The 22,908-nt window shown below is 50.7% G+C and carries 16 protein-coding genes; 8 read left to right on the forward strand and 8 right to left on the reverse strand.

Translation table 11 applies throughout. The features are described 5' to 3' along the window. Positions 1-107: 107 nt before the first annotated feature. Positions 108-1,847, forward strand: a complete 1,740-nt coding sequence (locus BLU97_RS08305; protein WP_081352930.1) for a phosphatase PAP2 family protein — start codon at positions 108-110, stop codon at positions 1,845-1,847. A 15-nt stretch (positions 1,848-1,862) separates the two neighbouring features. Here BLU97_RS08305 and BLU97_RS08310 read toward each other — a convergent pair whose 3' ends face one another. The 8 genes from BLU97_RS08310 to BLU97_RS08345 all read right to left on the reverse strand — a co-directional run bounded on the left by BLU97_RS08310 (position 1,863) and on the right by BLU97_RS08345 (position 14,618). Next, positions 1,863-4,211, reverse strand: coding sequence for a glycoside hydrolase family 3 C-terminal domain-containing protein (locus BLU97_RS08310; RefSeq protein ID WP_074761080.1), 2,349 nt, complete (start codon positions 4,209-4,211; stop codon positions 1,863-1,865). A 37-nt stretch (positions 4,212-4,248) separates the two neighbouring features. Beyond that, complete coding sequence (locus tag BLU97_RS08315) at positions 4,249-4,860, reverse strand: polysaccharide deacetylase family protein (RefSeq protein WP_033149696.1); 612 nt, start codon at positions 4,858-4,860, stop codon at positions 4,249-4,251. 3 nt (positions 4,861-4,863) lie between these two features. Continuing rightward, positions 4,864-8,229, reverse strand: a complete 3,366-nt coding sequence (locus BLU97_RS08320) for a DUF2723 domain-containing protein (protein ID WP_074761081.1) — start codon at positions 8,227-8,229, stop codon at positions 4,864-4,866. Positions 8,230-8,297: 68 nt separating this feature from the next. Continuing rightward, positions 8,298-8,750 (reverse strand): YqaA family protein, encoded by a 453-nt coding sequence (locus tag BLU97_RS08325; RefSeq protein ID WP_074761082.1) that lies wholly within the window; start codon positions 8,748-8,750, stop codon positions 8,298-8,300. Next, complete coding sequence (locus BLU97_RS08330; protein ID WP_139208946.1) at positions 8,738-9,667, reverse strand: hypothetical protein; 930 nt, start codon at positions 9,665-9,667, stop codon at positions 8,738-8,740. Before BLU97_RS08330 ends, BLU97_RS08325 begins: the two co-directional genes overlap by 13 nt. Continuing rightward, on the reverse strand, positions 9,667-10,953 hold the full coding sequence (purD, locus tag BLU97_RS08335; protein WP_074761084.1) for a phosphoribosylamine--glycine ligase: 1,287 nt from the start codon (positions 10,951-10,953) through the stop codon (positions 9,667-9,669). Before purD ends, BLU97_RS08330 begins: the two co-directional genes overlap by 1 nt. Before the next feature lie 22 nt (positions 10,954-10,975). Further along, complete coding sequence (locus BLU97_RS08340) at positions 10,976-13,129, reverse strand: S9 family peptidase (protein WP_074761473.1); 2,154 nt, start codon at positions 13,127-13,129, stop codon at positions 10,976-10,978. After that, the gene (locus tag BLU97_RS08345; protein ID WP_074761085.1) at positions 13,119-14,618 is read right to left on the reverse strand and encodes a class I SAM-dependent RNA methyltransferase; all 1,500 of its coding nucleotides are present in this window, start codon (positions 14,616-14,618) and stop codon (positions 13,119-13,121) included. The genes BLU97_RS08340 and BLU97_RS08345 overlap by 11 nt, the downstream gene beginning before the upstream one ends. Positions 14,619-14,781: 163 nt before the next feature. On the opposite strand from BLU97_RS08345, the gene BLU97_RS08350 reads away from it, so the two are divergent. The 7 genes from BLU97_RS08350 to BLU97_RS08380 all read left to right on the forward strand — a co-directional run bounded on the left by BLU97_RS08350 (position 14,782) and on the right by BLU97_RS08380 (position 22,829). Continuing rightward, complete coding sequence (locus tag BLU97_RS08350; RefSeq protein WP_081352931.1) at positions 14,782-16,032, forward strand: sensor histidine kinase; 1,251 nt, start codon at positions 14,782-14,784, stop codon at positions 16,030-16,032. A gap of 92 nt (positions 16,033-16,124) precedes the next feature. Further along, positions 16,125-16,901: a head GIN domain-containing protein gene (locus BLU97_RS08355; RefSeq protein ID WP_175456340.1), complete on the forward strand. Its 777-nt coding sequence runs from the start codon at positions 16,125-16,127 to the stop codon at positions 16,899-16,901. A 121-nt stretch (positions 16,902-17,022) separates the two neighbouring features. After that, positions 17,023-17,739, forward strand: coding sequence for a sugar phosphate nucleotidyltransferase (locus BLU97_RS08360; protein ID WP_074761088.1), 717 nt, complete (start codon positions 17,023-17,025; stop codon positions 17,737-17,739). Between the two features lie 97 nt (positions 17,740-17,836). Then, complete coding sequence (locus tag BLU97_RS08365) at positions 17,837-18,604, forward strand: hypothetical protein (protein WP_074761474.1); 768 nt, start codon at positions 17,837-17,839, stop codon at positions 18,602-18,604. 41 nt (positions 18,605-18,645) lie between these two features. After that, on the forward strand, positions 18,646-19,545 hold the full coding sequence (locus BLU97_RS08370; RefSeq protein ID WP_074761089.1) for a CDP-alcohol phosphatidyltransferase family protein: 900 nt from the start codon (positions 18,646-18,648) through the stop codon (positions 19,543-19,545). Then, a complete protein-coding gene (locus BLU97_RS08375) occupies positions 19,542-20,228 on the forward strand; it encodes an HAD family hydrolase (RefSeq protein ID WP_074761090.1) in 687 nt (228 codons plus the stop codon). Before BLU97_RS08370 ends, BLU97_RS08375 begins: the two co-directional genes overlap by 4 nt. Next, positions 20,229-22,829: a DUF5686 and carboxypeptidase-like regulatory domain-containing protein gene (locus BLU97_RS08380; RefSeq protein ID WP_074761091.1), complete on the forward strand. Its 2,601-nt coding sequence runs from the start codon at positions 20,229-20,231 to the stop codon at positions 22,827-22,829. It abuts the gene before it with no gap. Positions 22,830-22,908: the final 79 nt, after the last annotated feature.

The following is a 22,908-nucleotide window of genomic DNA, read 5'->3' on the forward strand; positions in this document are numbered from 1 at the left end:
TGGCTGAATTAACAAAAATTAAAATTAAATTCCACCCAGCTATCTCAATTTTTTCATAATTTTGCATTTATAAATAGGTGAACATTCTAATCTAAATAATAATAACGATGAAGAGAACTTTTTTTGTACTACTCATGATGTTTGCTATGGGCAACGTAGCAAAAGCCGCTGATCTTGATATCAGTCTGGAACCGTTGAAGTTGCAGACGCCTGAGATGGAGATGAAGCTCGACTGTCAGGCTGCCCCTGCCTATCGTCCGGAATTGGAACTGCCCATGTCGCCTTTGATGGGTAGCAGCGAGAAGTATCAGCTCACGTGGATGCGTACCAATCCCGGTGTAAAACCGTATAAGGTGATGGACGATTTGACCTTTGCTGGTATCCCTCTGTTTGTGGCTGGTATCATTGCCAAGAGCGAGAAGAAATCGTTCCGTCAGAACACCAGTGAGAACAAGCACACACTGTTGACTGATTTTAAGACCGAGATTGATAACTACACCCAGTTCTTTGGTCCTGTGATGGCTACTGGCTTAAAGATTGCTGGCGTAGAGGGGCGTAGTGATTGGGGGCGTTATCTGGCCTCTACAGCTATGTCGTATGGTATCATGGCTTTGTTTGTTAACAGCATTAAGTACACTGCCAAGGAGATGCGTCCCGATGGTTCTACCCGTAACTCATGGCCCAGCGGACATACTGCTACAGCCTTTGTGGGTGCTACCATCCTGCATAAGGAGTATGGCTTAACCCGTTCGCCTTGGTACTCTGTGGCTGGTTATGGTGTGGCCACAGCTACTGGTGTGATGCGTGTGCTGAACAACCGTCACTGGGTGAGCGATGTACTCTCTGGTGCTGGTGTGGGTATCATGTCGGGTGAGTTAGCCTATGCTTTGAGCGATCTGATTTTCAAGGGTAAGGGTTTGTTACGTGGCGATGCCGTCAGTGAGCGTAGCATCATTGAGCATCCTTCGTTCTTCTCTATCTCGATGGGATTAGGATTAGGTTCGCAATCGCTCGACTTCGGTGCGGAGACCATGAGTGATGCCCACGACAACTTTAACCTGAAGTTTGGTGCTTCTACTGCCGTATCTGCCGAGGGTGCCTATTTCTTCAATAAGTATGTTGGTGTGGGTGGTCGTCTGCGTGTGAATAGCACACCTATCAATGGCTGGGACCGCGTGTTGAACTATGCCGACCAGGATGTGAAGGAGATGTTTAAGGATCTTGATGCCGACATGGACCTGAGACCACTGAATAATATCGTCTTCAGAACAGCTGATAAACAGCCTCAGTTTACGATTGAGAGCGACCACCTGACAGAGTTCGCTGCCGACCTTGGTGTGTATTTCAATCTGCCACTCTCTAAGCGTTTTGCTATGGGCGCCAAGTTGCTGGCCGGTCGTAGTATCATGCAGGAGCTGAATCTCTCTGCCCATTACCAGGGTAAGGTGGTGGATGTCAACCCCATGGCCATCTTGGATGATGATCCCAATTTGTTCTACGAGACAGATGAGACCTACGATACCAAATGGGATTACTTTACGCTGAATGCCAACAACACCTTTAAGTGGGGAACAGGTATCTCGCTGACCTATGCCTACAAGGAGAATTATGCCTGGCGCCTGTTTGTAGATTATGATATGGCCCGTAAGACCTATACGTTGGAGTATAATCCCACACAGTTCATGCATTCGGCTCTCCCGACATATTTCGACTTTGCGGAGATGATGCAGGAGATAGATCCGGCATTTGCTGCTGACATGATATCGGAGATGTCGCCTGTGACCACACATATAAAAAAGAACCGCCATACTTTCGTCATTGGCGGCTCCTTAACCATATCATTCTAAAAAGATGCGACGTGCTTACTGCTTCAGCAGATTCAGTTTGTGCTGAGGTGCCAGTGCATTCGTAGTCTTTTCGGTATATTCACCAATCTTAAGTGTAGCAGTCGCAGCAATGTTGCGGCTGCTATTTCCTATACAGAAGGTATAGGTACCAGCCTCGGTCAACCACTGACTGTTTGCCTCGTCAAAGCTGGCCAGCATGCGTACAGGGATGGTCATGGTCAGCACCTCGCTCTCGTCGGGCTGCAACTCACGACTCTTGGCAAAGGCCTTCAGTTCCTGTGCGGGCTTCTCCAGGTTGCCCTTGGGTGCTTTTACATATACCTGAGCAACCTCCTTACCGCTTACGCTACCGGTATTCTTAACGGTGATGCTCACCTCAACAGCATTCTTGCCCTTGGCTTTTACCACAGGCTTTGAGAAAGCGAAGGTGGTGTAGCTCAGTCCGAATCCGAATGGGTAAGCCACATCGCGACCAAAGGTGTCGAAATAGCGATAACCTACGTAGATATCCTCCTCATGGTTGGTGTAGGCATGTCCAGGGATGGGACGCTTGCTGCCAATCATCTGCTGCAGCGAGTAGTCGTCAATCTGTCCAGGGAAGTTCTTGGTCGATGCATGATCAGTTGCAGCGATAGGCCATGTCATGGTGAGCTTACCCGAAGGATTCACCTTACCAGTCAGCAGGTCGGCAATCGAGTTACCACCCTCCATACCTGGCTGCCAAGCGCACAGGATGGCATCAGGATAACCACTCCACGAGGCTGTCTCAATCACGCTACCCGAGTTGATGATCACAATCACAGGCTTGCCCGCAGCGTGGAAAGCGTTGCAAACATCCGTAATCAGGGCACGCTCCTCGGCGTTCAGGTTAAACTCGGTGTTGATATCGCGATCCACACCTTCACCAGCCTGACGACCGATGGTGATGATAGCTGCATCGGCACCATTCACCTCTTTATTAATACAGATAGGATCCAGTCCGATCTCAGGATATTTCTGCTGTCCGAAGTACTCGTTCTGGTACCACTTGGCAGGATGACGCTCGGCCTGGAATTTTACTCTTGCAAACTCGATATACTTGCGATAGATGTCAGTGAGAGTCTCGCTCGATTTGATGCCGGCATTCTTCAAACCCTCCAGCATGTCAACCACGTAGGGTGGGTGAACACAACCCGAACCGGTACCACCGCTCAGGAAGTCGTATGAGTTCTCACCAAACAGAGCCACGGTCTTGATGCTGCCGTTCTTCCAAGGCAGTGTGCCGTTGTTCTTCAGCAGTACGATACCCTCGTTGGCACTCTGACGGGTGATGGCGGCATGGGCCACAAAGTCGGGATTGTTAGAAGCGGGATATTTCTGGAAGCTTGGTGTCTTTACGATATACTCCAGCATGCGGCGCACGTTACGATTCACATCCTTGATGTCGAGCTTACCGCTCTTTACACCCTCGATAATCTCGTTCACCTGTGCAGGCTGTCCTGGCTCCATCAAGTCGTTACCGGCCTGTACCTCAGTGATGGTAGGCAGACCTTCGCGAATACCAATCCAGTCGGTCATCACGATACCCTTAAAGCCCCAGTCCTCACGCAGAATCTTTGTCAGCAGGTCGCGGTTACCCATCGAGTACTGACCGTTAATCTGGTTGTACGACGACATCACGGTCCAAGGGTCACTCTCACGAACGGCAATCTCGAAACCACGCAGATACAGCTCGCGGGCAGCACGCTGACTCACGCGCTCATCTACTGCAGTACGGTCGGTCTCCTGCGAGTTGATGGCAAAGTGCTTGGCACTCACGCCGGCACCCTGACTCTGCACACCCTGTATATAGGCAGCTGCAATCTTACCTGTCAGCAGTGGGTCCTCCGAGTAGTACTCAAAGTTACGTCCGCACAGGGGATTGCGATGCAGGTTCATACCAGGACCCAGAATCACGTCGCAGCGATACTCCTTGGTCTCATTACCAATAGCCTGTCCTACCTTGTTTACCAACTCAGTGTTCCAGGTCGAAGCCAGGCACGAGCCGATAGGGAAGGCTGTGGCATAATAGGTCTTGTCGCTTCCCTTACGTGTCGGGTCGATACGTACACCGGCAGGACCGTCGGTAAGCACAGTGGCAGGAATGCCCAGACGTGGGATGGCAGGCGATGTACCTGCAGCACCAGCCACCAGGTCGGCTTCGCCACCTACGACGGCATTGTCACTGAAAAAGTTGTTGGCACCGCCAACCAGTAGTTTGGCTTTCTCTTCAAGGGTCATAGCCTTGATTACCTCGTCGATATTATCGGCGCGGAGCTGTACTTGAGCATTTGTTGTCATTGCGAATGTTGTTGCTAATAAGCAAGTTGTTAGTAATCTCTTCATATTGTTGATGCCTTTAGTTGTGTATTTGCGTTCTATTTCATGGGAAGATACGGAACTCGTACCCCTGATCCTTCAGCCATTGTAGCGACTCGGGTAGGGCAGTCTTCAGTTTGTCGATACTCTTCAGCGAGTCATGGAAGGTAATGATCGAACCATTACGCGCGTACCTCTTTATATTATTAACCACATCTTCGGCGGTCATCCACTTCGAGTAGTCGCGAGTCACCAGGTCCCACATCACAATCTTGTACTTCCTGCTCAGCCAGGCATACTGTGCCATACGCATCCATCCGTGGGGTGGACGCACATAGTGACTGTGTATATAGGCGTTGGCCTTCTCCACGTTGTAGCTGTATTCCTTTACGGTATGGCGCAAACCACCAATATGGTTGTGGGTATGGTTGCCCACTTGATGACCTTCGGCCAGGATACGTTTGTATAGCTCCGGGTATTTGCGTACGTTGTCGCCCACCATAAAGAAGGTGGCGCGTACGCCGAATTCTTTCAGGGTATCGAGAATAAATGGTGTAGCCTCTGGGATAGGACCGTCGTCGAAGGTCAGGTACACTGCCTTCACGCGACGGTCCATTCGCCAGTATGCTCTTGGATAGAGCCAGCGCAGATAGATAGCCGGTTGCTCTATAAACATGATTTACTCTCCGTATGTGCCACCTTTGGTCTCATAGAGATTGCCGATGGCTTTAAACTGTGCTTCCTTCTCCTTGGCCTGCTTTTCGTCAACAACCGACTCCAGGTTCAGAATCTGGTTCAGAATGTACATGTGAACCATGCACTCCTGCTGCGACATGGCAAAGCGGTCGGTGCTCAGCGAGCAGTACCATAGCATGTATTCAGTCGACTTCTTCCACAAGCTATCGATAATCTGCTGGGCCTTCTTGGGCTGAGCAGTCAGGGCGTATGCCTTGGCCAGATCCAGCGAACCACTCTGATAGTCATGAGGGATATTATAGCTTGGCAGGGCCTTCTCAGCCTTGTCGAGTACAGCCTTAGCCTGCTTGTCCTTACCCTCCTGAACCAGGTTCATGGCCAACAGCGACAGCAGTCGGCGATGGGTATAGCACATGCGCATCACAGTCTCATCAAGATAGATACCAGCCTTGTCCACACCACCGAACTTGAACTTGTTCATCACGTTGTTATACGTCTTCTCAGTATCAAAGTTCTTGGCACCAGGGGCGTTGGTGGTGAATGGGGTGATACGGTTAGCCAAACCCTCCTGAACAAAGTTGTCGCCCAGGTTCATGTAGTTCTCCGAACCTACGGTAGTAGCTACATAGATAGGACGTGTCCAGTTGCACTGGGCAATCATCTCCAGCATCATCAGGTCCTGCTTGTACAGGGCGTTCTTACCCTTCAGCGAGATCACCATCTGATCGGGGATGGTATCAGCAGCCATCATCATGCCACTCTTGCGAACAGCCTCCTTATCGATGGTTACATATACGGTATCTGTAGGAATCACATGCAGATCCTTATTCTTTGAACGAACCCAACGTTCCAGGATATTCTTCAGCTCGAATGGCTTATCGCCAAAGTTCTGCTTAGCCTCCTCTGGGTTCTCGCGATACAGCTTTTCTACTTCTGTCTTCAGTGATGGGTCAACCTGTACGTACTCGTTGGTACCAGCGCAGTACTCCAGTCGGCTCCAGGTGATGGGCACTGAAGGTGAGTCGTAAGCCTGACGACGCATCTGGTCGATATACCAGTCGGTCTGCAGGTACGACAGGTTACATACGCGTGCGTCGGTACGGAATCCCTCAGTATCCTGGTTGTACCACAGTGGGAAGGTATCGTTATCACCATTGGTAAAGATAATGGGGTTACCCTCTTCCTGCAAGGTCATGAGGTAGTTCTGACCGAAGTCGCGACAGCAGTAACGACCCGAGCGATCGTGATCGTCCCAAGTCTGACTGGCCATCTGGATGGGCACCAGCAGACAGGCAACGCCAATCACAGCTGCCACTACCAGGTTCTCCTTCTTCAGCTTGCGGTTCAGCCAGTCGATGATGGCAGCTACACCCATACCACACCAGATGGCAAAGGCATAGAACGAACCAGCATAGGCATAGTCGCGCTCACGTGGCTGCATAGGTGTCTGGTTCAGATAGATCACGATGGCCAGTCCTGTCATGAAGAACAGGAAGAATACCACCCAGAACTGCTGAATGCCGATAGGCTCTTCTACGGTCTTCTCAACGCCGTTCACCACAGTCTTACGCTTGCGGGTGTACCAAGCCTGCCAGAACAAGCCCAGCAAACCAAGTATCAGCGGCATGCAGTAGAATACGTTATGTCCCTTGTTCTCCTTCAGCTCTGTGGGCAGCATGCTCTGGTCGCCCAGGCGGGCATTATCGATAAACGAGAAGCCGGTAATCCAGTTACCATGCTCCAGCTCACCGTTGCCTTGGATATCATTCTGTCGTCCGGCAAAGTTCCACATAAAGTAGCGCCAGTACATAAAGTTACACTGATAGCTCAGGAAGAAGCGGATGTTCTCCAACTGCGAGGGCACCTTCACCATCATCTGTTCGCCACAGCGGTCGTAAGGTACCTGCGTGCCGTCAACTCCACCCATCCACGATTCGTAAGCGGCAGCATGACCGGCATCATACATACGTGGGAACAGCATATTCTGTGCATACTTGTATTCATCCTTGGTGCGTACTACAAAGTACGAGTCCTTCTCATCAGCAGTAGCCTTCTCCTTACGCTGATATACGGGCTTACCCTTACTCATGACAGGCTTGCAGTAGTTGCCATCCTGCTCCAGGGCAACCTGCGAGGTGTAGGCTGGTCCGTAGAACAACGGACGCTGACCGTACTGCTCACGTCCCAGGTAGTCACCCAGCGTAAAGATATCCTCAGGTGAGTTCTGGTCCATTGGTGGGTTAGCCGACGAACGGATGACAATCAGAGCGTAGCTCGAGTAACCAATCATCAGCATCAGCATACACAGCAGCATGGTGTTCTTCATGCGGGCTGTGATGAGCAGCTCTTTTTCACGGGTGTACTTCAGCAGGAACCACAGAGCTGCCAGTACCACTACACCAATCAGGAAAGCCGACCAGCCCCAACCGTAGAAGGGGATACCCAACATACCTACCGACAGCAGGAATGCCAGGTTCTGGATAGTCAGCGAGTGTTTCTGAGTCTGGGTTTCGTAAACAGCCCAGATCACGCACGATACCAACAGGATCAGGTAGATGATCTCACCGGTATTGAATGGCATACCGAGGGTGTTCACAAAGAACAGCTCAAACCAGCCACCAACAGTGATGATGCCAGGCACCACGCCATAGAGCACAGCAGCCAGAATCACTACTGATACGGCCAGTGCGATGAGCGAACCCTTCAGGTTGGCATCTGGGAAACGGCGGTAGTAATATACCAGCACGATGGCAGGCACACACAGCAGGTTCAGCAGGTGTACGCCAATCGAGAGACCGGTCATATACATAATCAGAATCAGCCAGCGATCGCTATGAGGCTCGTCGGCCTGATCCTCCCATTTCAGGATGAGCCAGAATACCACAGCGGTAAAGGCCGATGAGTAAGCGTAAACCTCACCCTCAACAGCCGAGAACCAGAAGGTATCGCTGAAGGTGTAGATCAAGGCACCTACCAGGCCTGATGCCTCGATGGCAATCAGTTTGGGCATGCTGAGCTCACTCCAGTTGCTGATCAGCAGTCGGCGTGTCAGGTGTGTGATGGTCCAGAACAGGAACAGGATACACGTAGCCGACAGCAGGGCGCTCATGGTGTTCACCATACGGGCCACCTGGGTGGCATCGCTGGCAAAATGCGAAAACAGGTTTGCTGTCAACATAAAGAAAGGTGCCCCGGGTGGGTGACCAATCTCCAGTTTATAACCAGTAGTAATAAATTCGGGACAGTCCCAGAACGAGGCTGTCGGCTCGATGGTAGAACAATAGACAAAGGCCGCAATCAGGAATGTCAGCCAGCCCAACGTGTTGTCTACTAATCTAAATTGTTTCATTATAAAATTATTTTTTTACTTTAACGTTAAAATTCGCGTTTGGTGGTGCAAAGTTACATAAAAAATATCTATATAAACAAGCCAGCTCCGTAAATTAAGATAATATAACGGAATAATTTGCCTAAGGTAATGGCTATGAATGTAATCACCACATTCGATCGCATCAGTCCCAAAGCGATGGTGATGGCGCTGCCCAACACGGGCAGAAAGGCAAAAAAGCCCATCCAGGCACCATGACCTGCCAGAAAACGGTGGGCCTTGTCAAGGTCTTCTTTCTTGACATGCAGGTATTTCTCTATCCACTCTATCTTACCCATGCGTCCCACACCGTAGTTGAACACGCTGCCCAGTACGTTGCCCACGGTACCGTATATCATCAGTGTCCATGGGTCAAGTCCTGTGGCCATCAGTCCCACCATCACAGCCTCGCTTGAGAATGGAAAGAAACTGCCAGCCAGGAAGGCTGCCAACAGCATGCCCCAATAGCCGTATTGTGTGAGTAGACTGATTATGAAATCCATAGGTTCATGCCTGTTAGGAATAGGATTGTGGCCATGGTTACGATAAAGAACAGGTTGCTCAATCTGCTATTGGTAAGGGTAAAGAAGTGGGCCACGATGGGCGACACCACAATGGTGAGCATACCAATAAACGTGTTGTACTGCTGTGGCTGAAGGGCCATCAGTATCAGGGTGTAGATGGTGAGCATCATCATACTGTTGTATATCTGGCGCACACGTATCTTGTCCTTGTAGCTGTTCATCCAGAAGTGGATGGTACCCACGATAAACAGCACTACCAGCAAGGCTAAGTAAGCCCACTGCTGGGTGGTCACGGCTGTATAGTCGGTGCTCCATTGTACTTCTGTAAAACGGTTCAGATAGTCGAAAGCCACCTCGGGTTGATATCTGTAGATATAGAGTCGCCAACCGGTATACAGCCAGTAGGGTGTAACTAATCCGATGAGTGCCGCAAAAAAGGTACGCACACTCAGCGAGTAGATGGTGGTGGCCATCAGCAGCAGGAAGATGGGCACATATAGCAGGAAGTGCGGCTCCAGCAAACTCACAATGCTGATGAGCATATATAGGTAGAACGTGTGCCCCACGCTCTTCTGGTCCTGATAGCACGAGCATAGCAGCAACAGACCTAGTACCATGCTGAGCACCTGCACCGTACCTTGTATGGAGCCGAACATCCACGTGGCTGAACAGGCCAACAGAATATAAAAAACTGTAACCGAGCGACTGTAGATACGTATCAGCATGTTGATGTTGTTCAGGTGAATCATGGCATATGCCGATGCAAAGAAACACAGGAACTGGAACCACCAACCCTGATGTACCACCCCCGCCAAAAGCCAGATGCCGACACCATACAGTATGGTGATCGGCAACGTGCGACGGCTCTCAGCTATTTTATTCTGAAATCTTTTCACTACAGATCAGCGCCGATGTCTCGACGGAAATATTTGTCGGTGAACTGTATCTTCTGTGCCTCCTCGAACGACTTCTGCAGGGCCTCGGCCTTGTCCTTACCATATGATGATACGGCAATTACGCGTCCGCCATTGGTCACTACCTCGCCATCCTTTAGGGCTGTACCTGCGTGGAATACGATGCTGCCCTCCACATCCTCGATGCCTGTGATGGGGTAGCCCTTCTTATAGGCCTGTGGATAACCACCCGATACCAGCATTACGCAAACAGCAGCACGCTCGTCGAACTCAATGGCCCGCTGGTCGAGATTACCCTCGGCCACACCCTCAAACAGGTCAACCAGGTCGCTCTTCAGGCGCAGCATCACACTCTCTGTCTCTGGGTCGCCCATTCTGCAGTTATACTCAATCACGTATGGCTCAGCCTCCTTGCTGGGGGTGTTGGTGCGGTTAATCAGTCCGAAGAAGATAAAGCCCTTGTAGTCGATACCATCAGCAGCCAGACCCTCAACGGTTGGACGGATAATGCGGTCCTCTACCTTCTGCATCCACTCCTTGGTGGCAAAAGGCACGGGTGTAACGCTACCCATACCGCCGGTGTTCAAACCAGTGTCGTGCTCGCCAATACGCTTGTAGTCCTTGGCCTCTGGCAGAATCTTATAGTTTTTGCCATCAGTGAGTACGAACACCGAGCACTCGATACCGCTCATGAACTCCTCGATCACCACGCGACTCGAAGCGTTACCGAACATACCGCCCAGCATCTCCTTCAGCTCTTTCTTGGCCTCGTCGAGTGTAGGCAGAATCAGCACACCCTTACCAGCGCAAAGGCCGTCGGCCTTCAGCACGTAGGGCGCCTCGAGTGTCTCCAGGAACTTTAGTCCCTCTTCCAGATGTTCGCCATCAAAGGTCTGATAGCGGGCTGTGGGGATGTGATGGCGCTCCATAAAGGCCTTGGCAAAATCCTTCGAGCCTTCGAGCACGGCACCTGCCTTTGAAGGACCGATAACTGGTACGTTCTTGGTACGCTCATCAGCCTTCAGGTCGTCGTAGATACCCTTTACCAATGGATCCTCAGGACCTACCACTACCATCTGAATGCCCTTTTCAACTACGAACTGCTTGATAGCCTCAAAGTCGTCGGCTTTCATATTTACATTTTCTCCGCAGTTGCTGGTACCGGCATTACCTGGGGCGATGTAAAGCTTTTCGCATTTATCACTCTGAGCAATTTTCCAAGCTAAGGCGTGCTCACGTCCGCCACTTCCTAACAGTAAGATTTTCATCTTTGAACTTTGAACTTTATGATTACTTTAAATAGTCTTCGAAGTATTGGGTGATGCGCTCGTGCAGGTGCACTGAGGCATGACCACGCATGTTATGCTCCTCGCCGGGGTAGGCAAAGAAGTCGGGTTGTGTGCCGGCCTTGATACAGGCATCCAGGAAACTCAGGCAGTGCTGTGGCACCACGGTGTTATCGTTGTAACCCGTGATAATCTGCAGCTTACCCTTCAGGTTCTTGGCCTTGCTGATCAGACTGCTCTTGGCATAACCCTCGGGGTTATCCTGTGGGGTGCCCATATAGCGCTCGCCATACATCACCTCATACCATTTCCAGTCAATCACCGGACCGCCAGCCACACCTACCTTAAACACGTCGGGGTAGTTGGTTATCAGACTGATGGTCATAAATCCACCAAAGCTCCAACCGTGTACACCCAGTCGGTTCATATCCACGTATGGCTGCTGCTTCAGGAACTCCACACCCTTCATCTGGTCCTGCATCTCTACCTGACCTAACTGGTGCCAGGTGGCCTGCTCAAAGTCTCTGCCGCGATTCTCCGATCCACGGTTGTCGATGATAAAGCAGATATAACCCTTCTGTGCCATGTAGGTCTCCCACGATCTGCTGGCCCAGTGCCACGAGGCATCTACGTTGTGGGCGTGAGGTCCGCCATACACGTAAACCACGGTGGGGTATTTCTTGTTGGGGTCAAAGCCGTGTGGCTTCACCATTCTATAATATAAGTCGGTAGTGCCATCAGCGGCCTTGATGCTGCCGTTCTCATAGATAGGCTGCTGGAAGGCTGCCCAGGGGTCGGCGGCTTTCAGCAGGGTGATGGGGGCTGCCTTGTGGGTGCTGGTTACTTCAATGTTGTTAGGAACGGTGGGTTCCTGGTATTTGTTGAACAACAGGGCACCTGTAGCCGACAACTCACCACGATGCACGCCCTTACCGTTATCCAGCAGGGTGCGCTTGCCAGTGCTGATGTTTACAGCCCAGAGGTTACGCTGCAGTGGACTCAGCTCATTCGAGGCGATAATCACCGATTTGTCCTTCAGGTTGTAGCCTAATACCTCCATTACCACCCATTGACCACTGGTAATCTGCTTCAGCTGCTTACCGTTTTTATCAAACAGGTACAGGTGGTTATAGCCATCCTTCTGACTCTGCATCACAAATTTCTGTGCATCCCAAGGCAGGAACTCGATGGGGTGCTGTGGCTCCACGTATTTGTCCGATGTCTCACGATACAGTTCGGCAATCTTCTTACCTGTGGTGGCATCATACGATACCAGACGACAGTCGTTCTGTTGACGGTTCAGCTCCAGCATATACACCGTTTGGGCATCGGGCGCCCAACTGATGTTGGTGAAATAGCGGTCGGTGGGGTCACCAGCCTGCAGGTACACGGTCTTTCCGCTCTTCACGTCAAACACACCCACAGTTACCTTGTGACTGGTCATGCCGGCCATAGGGTACTTATCGGGCTCGTAACTGGCGTTACGTGGGAAGATATCTACCTGTGGATAGTCGGTAACCATGCTTTGGTCCATGCGATAGAAAGCCAGCTTGCTGCCGTCAGGACTCCAGAAGGTACCCTTGTCGATACCGAACTCATTGCGATGCACACTCTGACCGTATACAATCTCTCTGCTGCCATCAGTACTCAACTGGTGCTTCTTACCGGCACCATCTACCACGAACAACTGGTGGTTCTCCACATAGGCTGTGGCACGCGAGGTGGCGTTCCAGTCGTAGGCCTGCTGTCCGGCTATGCTGTCCTGCCAGATAATCTGCTTGGCCTTGAAGTCGAGCAGAATCACCGCTTTCCTGTTACCCAGCTTTACGATAGGCTTGTTGGGGTAGGGGAAAGAGGCGTTCATCAGGTGGCGCACATACTTGGTATCATCGCTACCTGCCCACTTGTTGATGTCGTCGAGTGTAAACAGCAGGGTTTTCTTACCTGTCTTGGTGTTGATGGTGTAGCAGGCCTCTACATCCTGCTGAATCAGCTGCTCGCCCCACCATGTCAGCCACATGTTCTGTGGTCGCAGGTTGGCATAGTTGTTACCGCCGAAGTTCAGGTCTTCGAGTGTAAACAGTTTCTTATCCTGAGCGCTCATGGTTGTGGCAGTCATCATCATGGCCAGTGCGGCCACCATCAGTTTAATCTTCATCATCATCAAATCTCCTTTTCTTTCCAAAGTCCTTGCCTTTGCCGAAGTCGCGCTTGCCGCCACGCTTGAAGTCCTTGCGGTCCTTGCCCTTACCAAACTCCTTGCGGTCGCCTTTGCTGAACTCCTTACGCTCTTTGCGGTCCTTACCACTGCGGTCAAAGCTCTCATGCCCGCCGCGGTTTCTGCCAATATCATGCTTATGGAAAGTAAAGTTCAGAATATCGGCCTCCTCGTTCTCCTCTTTCTCTTCCAGGCGTTTCTTAAACTCGCGCTCCTTCTTAAAGCGGTGCTTCTCGGCCATCTGGCGCTTCTCCTCTTCGGTCTTCACCACGCCACCTTCCGAGCGGAAGTCCTTCAGCTTACCGTCAAACATCTGGTACTTACGGAACTCGCACTCCAGACTGCCATTATAAAGAGGTATCTTGATGCTGGGCTTCAGTCCAATCTGGTCGAAGCACTCCTCGCGATAGCTCAGTATCCAGGCATCGTTACCCTTGAACTGGTGCTTCAATCGCTCACCAATCATCTTGTAGGTACCCAACAGGTCGGGTGTTGAGATACGCTCACCATAAGGTGGGTTCGATATGATGATACTCTTGTTGGCAGGCTGTGTGAAGTTCTTGAAGTCCTGCTGCTCCACGGTGATGATATCGCTCAGTCCGGCAGCCTTCACGTTCATGCGGGCTGTGTTCACAGCCTTCATGTCGATATCGTAGCCGTAAATCTTGTGGTTGAACTCACGCTCCTGACTCTCGTCGTTGTAGATCTCATCAAACAGGTCGGCATCAAAGTCGGGCCACTTCTCAAAGGCAAACTCCTTGCGGAACAAGCCTGGTGCCATGTTCTTGGCTATCAGGGCAGCCTCAATCAGCAGGGTACCGCTACCACACATGGGGTCGATGAAATCAGTATCGGCCTGCCATCCGCTCAGCAGGATCATACCTGCTGCCAACACCTCGTTCAGTGGTGCCTCTACACTCTCCTGGCGGTAGCCACGACGGTGCAGACTCTCACCGCTTGAGTCGAGACTCAGCGTACATTTGTCTTCAGCAATGTGCATGTTCAGTCGGATGTCGGGGTTGGCCACCGATATATTGGGGCGCTTGCCCGTCTTCTCACGGAATTGGTCAACAATCGCATCCTTTACTTTATACGAAACAAACTTTGAGTGGCGGAATTCTTCAGAGAAGACCACCGCGTCAACCGTAAAGGTCTTGTCGGTACCCAGATATTCAGTCCAGTCAATCTTCTTGATCTCTTCGTACACATCGTCTGCGCTCTTAGCTCTAAAATGGCGTATTGGCTTCAGAATTCTGATAGCCGTGTGCAACTGAAAGTTGGCACGATACATCATTTCCTTATCACCCGTAAACGAAACCATTCGTCTACCGATTTCAACATCGTTAGCCCCCAATTGGGTCAGCTCTTTCGCCAGTACAGGTTCCAGTCCCATAAACGTTTTGGCGATCAATTCAAACTTTTGCTCCATTTCTATTAGTTTACAGCGTGCAAAGGTAATGAAAGTTCGCTCAAAAATGCGCTTTTTTACTGTTAATCTAACAAAAAATCTTCGTTTTTTATAAAAAACGGCCAAAAAATGCTCGATTTCCAAATAATTTCCTTACTTTTGCCACGTTAATTCAAAACCCAAGATGTATAATTTGCTACTATACGCGCAAACAGAAAGTCCGTTCCTCGTTCCGGCCCTTTGGATAGGTGGAGCGTTGTTGTTCATGTGGCTGCTCATCATGATTTTTGTTCAGCGTCGCTCGGGTCGTAAGCTCCAGACCGAGTTGGTCGAGCTCGAGAAGGTGCGTCAGAACAATGTCGAGTCCGAGTTTGTGCTCAAGGCCATGAAACTCAGTACGTGGCATATCGATGTGCCTACTATGATGCTGTTTGTCGATGCTGATTTCCGCGATAACAAAGGTGGTTTGGTGGGGCCGCCCGAATTCCCTGTCGACGACCTTGTCAATGTCATCGATAAGGCCGATTCCCAGCGTGTCAGAATGGCCGTCGATAAGATCTGCACAGGTGCCACACCATCTTATCACGAGGTGTATCGTGTAAAACTCGGACAAGGTGCCCTTTACTATTGGGAGGAGAGTTATGGTACCATTGCTGCCCGCGATGTGGATGGCAATCCTACCCGTATCGTAGGTACCTCTATGCGTATCGATGCCCAGAAGCAGATGGAGGCCGACCTGATTGCTGCCCGTAACAAGGCCGAGGAGAGCGACCGCTTGAAGACTGCCTTCCTGGCTAATATGGGTCACGAAATCCGTACCCCACTGAATGCCATCGTAGGTTTTGCCGACTTGCTGCCAGTGGTTGAGAGTGAGGAGGATCGTAACCAGCTTATCTCCGAAATCCAGAAAAATAACTATAAGCTGCTCAATATCATCGATGGATTGGTCAGCATGTCAAAGGTCGAGGCCGAGGCCAAGAGCTTGGTCAAGTCGCAGACCAACATCGTGCCTGTGTTGCAGGAGATTGCCGATTACTACCGCACCATGGTAGATGGCAGCACCGTGGTACTGGCCACCCAGTTCCCTTATCCCGAGATCATGATGAACACCGATATCACCAAGTTCAAGGAGATTGTCAACAACCTGATGCAGAATGCCGTCAAGTTCACCGCACAAGGCTCTATCACTTTGGGCTTCGATCTGCAGCAAGGCGAAAAGCTCCTGTTGTGGGTACTCGATACGGGTAAGGGTATTGCCGAGGAACATCAGGAGCGCATCTTCGAACGTTTCTTCAAGGTCGATGAGTATGTGCCTGGCACAGGTCTGGGCTTGTCGGTAGCCAAGAGTCATGTCGAGAGCTTAGGTGGTGCCATTGGTGTTGATTCTGTGCTCGGCAATGGTTCGCGTTTCTGGGTTGAGCTCCCATTAAGCTAAAAAAGTTTGGGTTCTTTGCAACTTTTCTACTGTTTACAACGTCTAACAGTCAGAAAAAGTTTTAAAGTTCCATGTTCAAATATCAAAGTTCAATGAAATTAAAGTATTTTCTGTTTGTCCTTCTGGCGTTGTTGCTGACTTCGTGCAGCTGTAGTCGCGAAAACATGTCGTTTAAGTTCGGTGATTCTGGTCCTAAGGTTACCGAGAGTCGTTCGTTGCGTGGTTTCGAGGGTATCGAGGTGTATGGCTCGCCCACCGTTTACTATCAGCAGGCCGACTCCTTCTCAGTTAAGGTCAAAGGTCCTAAGGAAATTGTTGATAACATTCTTACCGATGTGTCTGATGGCAAACTCACCATTCGTAATCGTGGTAAGATAGGTATGTTTAACATTAATTTCGGTGGCGACTACACGTTGGCTGTGTACGTTACTTCGCCCGACCTGGTATCGGTTTATTTGGGTGGCTCAGGCGATTTCATCAGCGAGAGACCTGTGGATACCGATAATATCACCATCAACCTGAAGGGCTCTGGCGACATCCAGTTCGCTTCGTTGTTGTGCGATCGCTGCAATCTCGAGGTGGTAGGCTCAGGCGATGCCTCTATCCGTAACCTCGATACCCGCGAGAGCGACGTTACGCTGATTGGCTCGGGTGATATCAACCTGCGCCAGCAGAATGCCAAAGCTACCCGTATCACCTTGCGTGGCTCTGGCGATGTGAATGTTGATTTCGTTAAAGGCTGTGGTTCAGTCGATGCCCAGCTCATGGGTTCAGGCGATATCGACCTCCGGGGCACTGTCCAATCCATGAACAAAAATAAAAGTGGTTCAGGCGACATTGATACCGATAATCTGAAGGTGGGGCGTTAAATCCCCACCTTTTTTCAGGGTTTTATAGTAAATAAAACCTAAATATATAGCCAAAGTTTTCGTAATTCGGTAAAAATGCGTACCTTTGTCGCCGAAAACTAGTAATTTTTGACGATTCAGGATGAAATATGCAATTATAGCTGCTGGCGAGGGATCGCGATTGGCACAAGAAGGCGTACAGGCGCCAAAGCCCCTGGTAAAGGTGGGTGGCGAACATCTGATCGACCGATTGATACGTGTGTTTAATGCCAATGGCGCCAGCGAAATATGTGTGATTTGTAATGAACAGATGACGGCTGTGGCTGCGCATCTGAAGGAGATAGCAGAGGCAAAGCAAGTGCCCCTGAAGTTTATCGTGAAGAGCACTCCCAGCTCTATGCACAGCGCCTGGGAGCTGAGTCAGTGGCTCACCGACGAGCCTTTTGTGCTCACCACCGTTGATACCATCTTCCATGAAAAGGAGTTCGCTACCTATGCCAAGACTTTTGAGTTGCTGACACAGACTGGCGAGATTGATGGTCTGATGGGCGTTACCGACTATATCGACGACGAGAAACCCCTGTATGTGGATGTCAATGATGCCCTGCAGATTACCGGTTTCTTTGATACTTGTGAGCAGCCTAAGTATATCAGTGGTGGCATCTATGGCTTAACACCTAAGGCCATCCCTGTGCTGCAGCGCTGTATCGAGCGTGGCGAGAGTCGCATGCGCAACTTCCAGCGTGCCCTGGTGGCCGAAGGCTTGTTGCTCAAGGCTTATCCCTTCTCAAAGGTGCTGGATATCGATCATGCGAGCGACATCGAAAAGGCAGAAGCCTTTTTGGACATTGAACATTGAACATTGAACATTGAAGGCCTCGATTAAGCGAGTGCATCGCCAAGCTTGCTTGAGCTTTGCCGAGCGTGAGAGGGCTCGATACGAAGTATCAAAATTGATGAAGGTATTATTAGTACAGCGGGCGGAGGTGTTCTCGCCGAATTCGGTTGAGAAGGACAAGGCTATACTCGGGGCAGTAGGCGCAAAACTGTGTGCGGCTGGTCACGAGGTGGAGATGGTGAGCGAGGAGCAACCGTTTCATCCTGACGGTTACGATCGTATCTTCTCGATGGGTCGCCTGCCCGAAACACTCCAAAAGCTGCAAGATAAGCCCACCATCAACACATCGGCGGGTATTGCTAACTGCGCGCGCTGCCAGTTAGAGGCACTCATGCAGCAGCTGGGCACCCCCATGCCACCACGCCAGGGTTCTCATGGCTACTGGCTGAAGCGTGGCGATGCCGCTGCACAGGATAAGAGCGATGTACAGTATGCCGCTAATCCCACGGAGCTGAACGAGAAGATTGCTGCCTTCCAGCAGCGTGGCATCACGACCTATACCGTCAGTGCCCACGTGCCTGGCGATCTGGTTAAGTTCTATGGCGTGGCTGGTACAGACTTCTTCCGCTATTACTATCCCACCGACGATGGCGACACCAAGTTCAACGACGAACTGCGTAATGGTACCGCCCGTCATTATCCCTTTGTGGTCGAGGCACTGCAGGCCGATGCTGAGAAGTTGGCGCAGACAGTAGGCATCAGCGTATATGGTGGCGACTGCATCATCCGCGAGGATGGCAGCTACTGCGTGATAGATTTTAACGACTGGCCCAGCTTTTCGCGTTGTCGCGACGAAGCCGCCGCAGCGATTGCAAAATTGCTATAATAAATTGTAAATGGTAAATAGTTAAATTGTAAATTAAAATAATGTCAAGTTTTAAGGAATTACTGAAATTATCATTTAAATCAGAGGATACTGAAGAGTGGTTGGACGTGCATTTCACACGTCCCATAGGACTGGTATTCGCCTTGTTGTGGAACAAACTCGATATCCACCCCAATGTGATTACCATTGTATCGATATTCTTAGGTGTGGGTGCCGGTTGGATGTTTCATTACACCGACCTGCTGCATAACATCTATGGTGTACTGTTGCTGATGTTTGCTAACTTCTGCGACTCTACCGACGGTCAGATGGCTCGTATCACGGGTAAGAAAACCCTGATTGGTCGTATGCTCGATGGCTTCTCGGGCGATTTGTGGTTCACCTCTATCTACTTGGGTATTGTGGCCCGCTTGTGGTATCAGACCATCCCTGGCACCGATATCGAGTGGCGCTTCTGGGGCTTCCTGCTGTGTGCCGCTGCTGGCATCGGTCTGCATGCCAAACAGAGCTCTCTGGCCGACTACTACCGTCAGATCCACCTCTTCTTCCTGTTGGGTAAGGATGGTAGCGAGCTCGATAACTATAAGCAGCAGCGTGCGCACTACGAGTCGTTGCCTAAGAGCGATGTGCTCTCGCGCGTGTTCTATTATAATTATGCCAACTACTGTAAAAGTCAGGAGCAGCGCACACCCAACTTCCAGAAGTTCTTTGAGCGTTGGAAGCAGCAGCCTTCCGAGGATATCCGTCAGCGCCTGTTGGCAGGTAGTCGTCCTTTGATGAAGTACACCAACCTGCTCACCTTCAATGCGCGTGCCATCACCATCTATGTCACCTGTCTGCTGGATTGCCCATGGGTGTATCCCTTGGTAGAGATAACTGTCTTCCAGGCCATGTATATGTACATGCACAGTAAGCACGAGAAACTTTGCGCTGAGTTATGATTAAGGGTTATATATTTGATTACGGAGGTACACTCGACACAGGTGGACAGCACTGGGGCAAGGTCATCTGGCATGCTTACGAGCGTCAGCAGGTGCCTGTTACCGAGGAGGCGTTCCGCGAGGCTTATGTACATGCCGAGCGCACATTGGGTAAGAATCCCATTATCCAGCCCGATTTCACGTTCTACAAAACGATAGAAACCAAAATCCGCATCCAGCTGGAATATCTAGCCCAGCTAGCCCCATTAGATCCCCTGGATTATCTTGCCCCCCTAGTAGATGATCTCTACCCTCGCACCTGCGAGGAAACAGCGCATAGTCGCGAGGTGTTGTTGCAACTCAAACAGCAGTACCCCATGGTGCTGGTCAGCAATTTCTATGGCAACATCGCCACCGTGCTCAAGGAGTTTCAGTTGGATGGCATTTTTGATACGATTATAGAGAGCGCCGTGGTAGGCGTTCGTAAGCCCGACCCACAGATTTTTACCTTAGGCGTTGAGGCCCTGGGTATGTGCCCCGACGAGGTGGTGGTAGTAGGCGATAGTATGGATAAGGATATTATCCCAGCCGGTAAGGCGGGATGTCACACTGTATGGTTTAAAGGCGAAGGATGGACCAACGATCCCGTTGATGAGTCACCCGCCGGGAAAGTAATAACAGACTTAACACAGATTTTAAAGTAAATGAACAAACGATTAAACCTTTTGGTTTGTATGCTGCTGTTAACGCTGGGTGCGCTGGCGCAGCACACCATCAGCGGACAGATTGTGGATGCCAAGACCGGCGAGCCCATCCCCTTTGCCAGTGCCCAGTACCTGGGTCATGGGGTAGGAGTGGCTTCGGATCTCGATGGCAATTTTTCTATTGCCCGTCATAATGGCTGGCAGCTTACCTTTACGTCGGTAGGCTACGTATCCCACACGGTACAGATTAACTCGGGTATCAAGAGCGTCATCAAGATAGCGCTCAAGACCGATAATAAGATGCTGAAAGAGGTCACCATCAAAACCAAGCGTGGCCGCTACAGTCGTAAGAACAACCCGGCTGTTGAGATGATGCGTAAGGTGATAGCCGCCAAGAAACAGACCGATCTCGACAACCGTGATTATTATCAGTACAACAAGTACCAGAAGATAACGCTGGCGCTCAACGATTTTAAGCCCGAGGTACTCGATTCGCCCAAGTATAAGAAGAAACAGTGGCTCATCGACCAGATCGAGGCGTGCCCGTATAACAACAAGCTCATCCTGCCCATCAGCGTAGACGAGACGGTATCGCAGAAGATCTATCGCAAAAAGCCACACGACGAGAAGACGATTATCAAGGGTATCAACACCCAGGGTATCAACGATCTGTTCCAGACAGGCGATATCCTGAACACCATCATGAAGGATGTGTTTACCGATGTCAACATCTACGACGATCAGATACGTATGCTGCAGTATCCTTTCACCTCGCCCATCGGTAAGGATGCCATCGGCTTCTACCGCTATTATATCGAGGACACGCTGATGGTGGATAAGGACCTGTGCTACCATCTGCACTTCCTGCCCAACAACCAGCAGGACTTTGGTTTCCGTGGCGACCTGTACATCCTGGCCGACAGCAGTTGGCAGGTCAAGCGCTGCGAGATGACCATCCCCAAGAAGAGCGATGTAAACTTCGTGGAGAATATGCAGGTGGTGCAGGAGTTCACGCAGTTGCCCGATGGCGACTGGGTGCTGAGCGTGGATGATATGTTTACCGAACTCAAGCTGGCCAACTTCCTGCAGAAGTTTGCCGTCATCCGTAACACCCGTATCAACGATTACGCCTTCGACGAACTGCCCCGACAGCTGTTCAAGGGTTCTAAGAAAGAGGTGAAGGATGTGAACGCCATGATGCGTAGCGACGAGTTCTGGAACCAGTACCGTCAGGTAGAGCTCACGAAGGCCGAGAGTCAGATGGACCAGTTTGTCAACGGTATGCAGAATGTCAAGGGCTTCAAGTGGATCCTGTTCGGCTTGAAGGCGCTGGTCGAGAACTTTGTGGAGACAGGCACCAAGGATCACCCCAGCAAGGTGGATATCGGTCCTATCAACACCATGATTACCCGGAATATCATCGATGGTATCCGTACACGTATCTCTGCCCAGACCACGGCTAATCTCGATTCCAACTTCTTTGCCCGTGGTTATGTGGCCCGTGGTTGGGACTCTAAGAAATGGTACTACAAGGGCGACCTGATCTGGTCGTTCAACAAGAAGGAGTACCTGCCGCGCGAATTCCCCCAGCGCACACTCACCTTCTCATCTACCTACGATGTGATGTCACCATCCGATAAGTTCCTGCACACCGATAAGGATAATGTGTTTACCGCCTTTAAGTGGAGCAAGGTGGATAAGATGATGTTCTACAACCGTCAGTCGTTGACTTTCGAGCGCGAGGAGGACTGGGGTTTCCGCACCACACTCTCCATGAAACTCGAGGAGAACGAGGCTGCTGGCAACCTGTATTTTATCCCCCTTTCTAGCCTTTCTAGCCCGGCTAGTTTATCTAGCCCGGCTAGTTCGCCTAGCTCGGCTAGAGCCGCCAGCCAGAAGATCCGCACCACCGAGTTGCGTGCAGAATTGCGCTTTGCGCCTGGCGAGACCTTTATCAACACCAAGCAGCGCCGCCTGCCCATCAACCTCGATGCCCCTGTGTTTACCGTTAGTCACACCCTGGGCTTGAAGGATGTGCTGGGCGGTCAGTATAGCTATAACTATACCGAGGGCTCTATCTACAAGCGCTTCTGGCTCAAGTCGTGGGGTAAGATGGACTTCAAGGTCAAGGGTGGTATCCAGTGGGAGAAGGTTCCCTTCCCCTTGCTCATTATGCCCGAGACCAACCTCTCGTATATCGTGCAGGACTATACCTTCGAGGCCATCAACAACATGGAGTTTCCCACCGACCGCTTCCTGTCGGGACAGGTCAACTGGGATATGAACGGTAAGATTCTCAACCGCATCCCCCTGTTGCGTAAGCTCAAGTGGCGTGAGTGGATTGGCTTCCGTGTACTGTGGGGCGAACTCAGTGATAAGAACAATCCCTACAAGGATCACAACATCGGCAACCCTATCCTGATGTACTTCCCCGAAGGTAGCTATGTCATCGACCCCAAGCGTCCTTACATGGAGCTCAGCTTAGGTGTGCACAATATCTTCAAGATTATTCATGTAGAGTATGTACGTCGATTGAACTACAACGAGCTGCCTACAGCCCACAAGCATGGAATTCGTTTCATGGTACGAGCCACGTTCTGACAATGGTTTGAAACGCGACTAAAAATAAAAAGCAAGAGTGTCATCCCGACAGTTTTGCTTTTCCATTTTCTAACTAACT

The sequence above is a fragment of the Xylanibacter ruminicola genome (assembly GCF_900107775.1).
GTDB lineage: Bacteria > Bacteroidota > Bacteroidia > Bacteroidales > Bacteroidaceae > Prevotella > Prevotella ruminicola_C.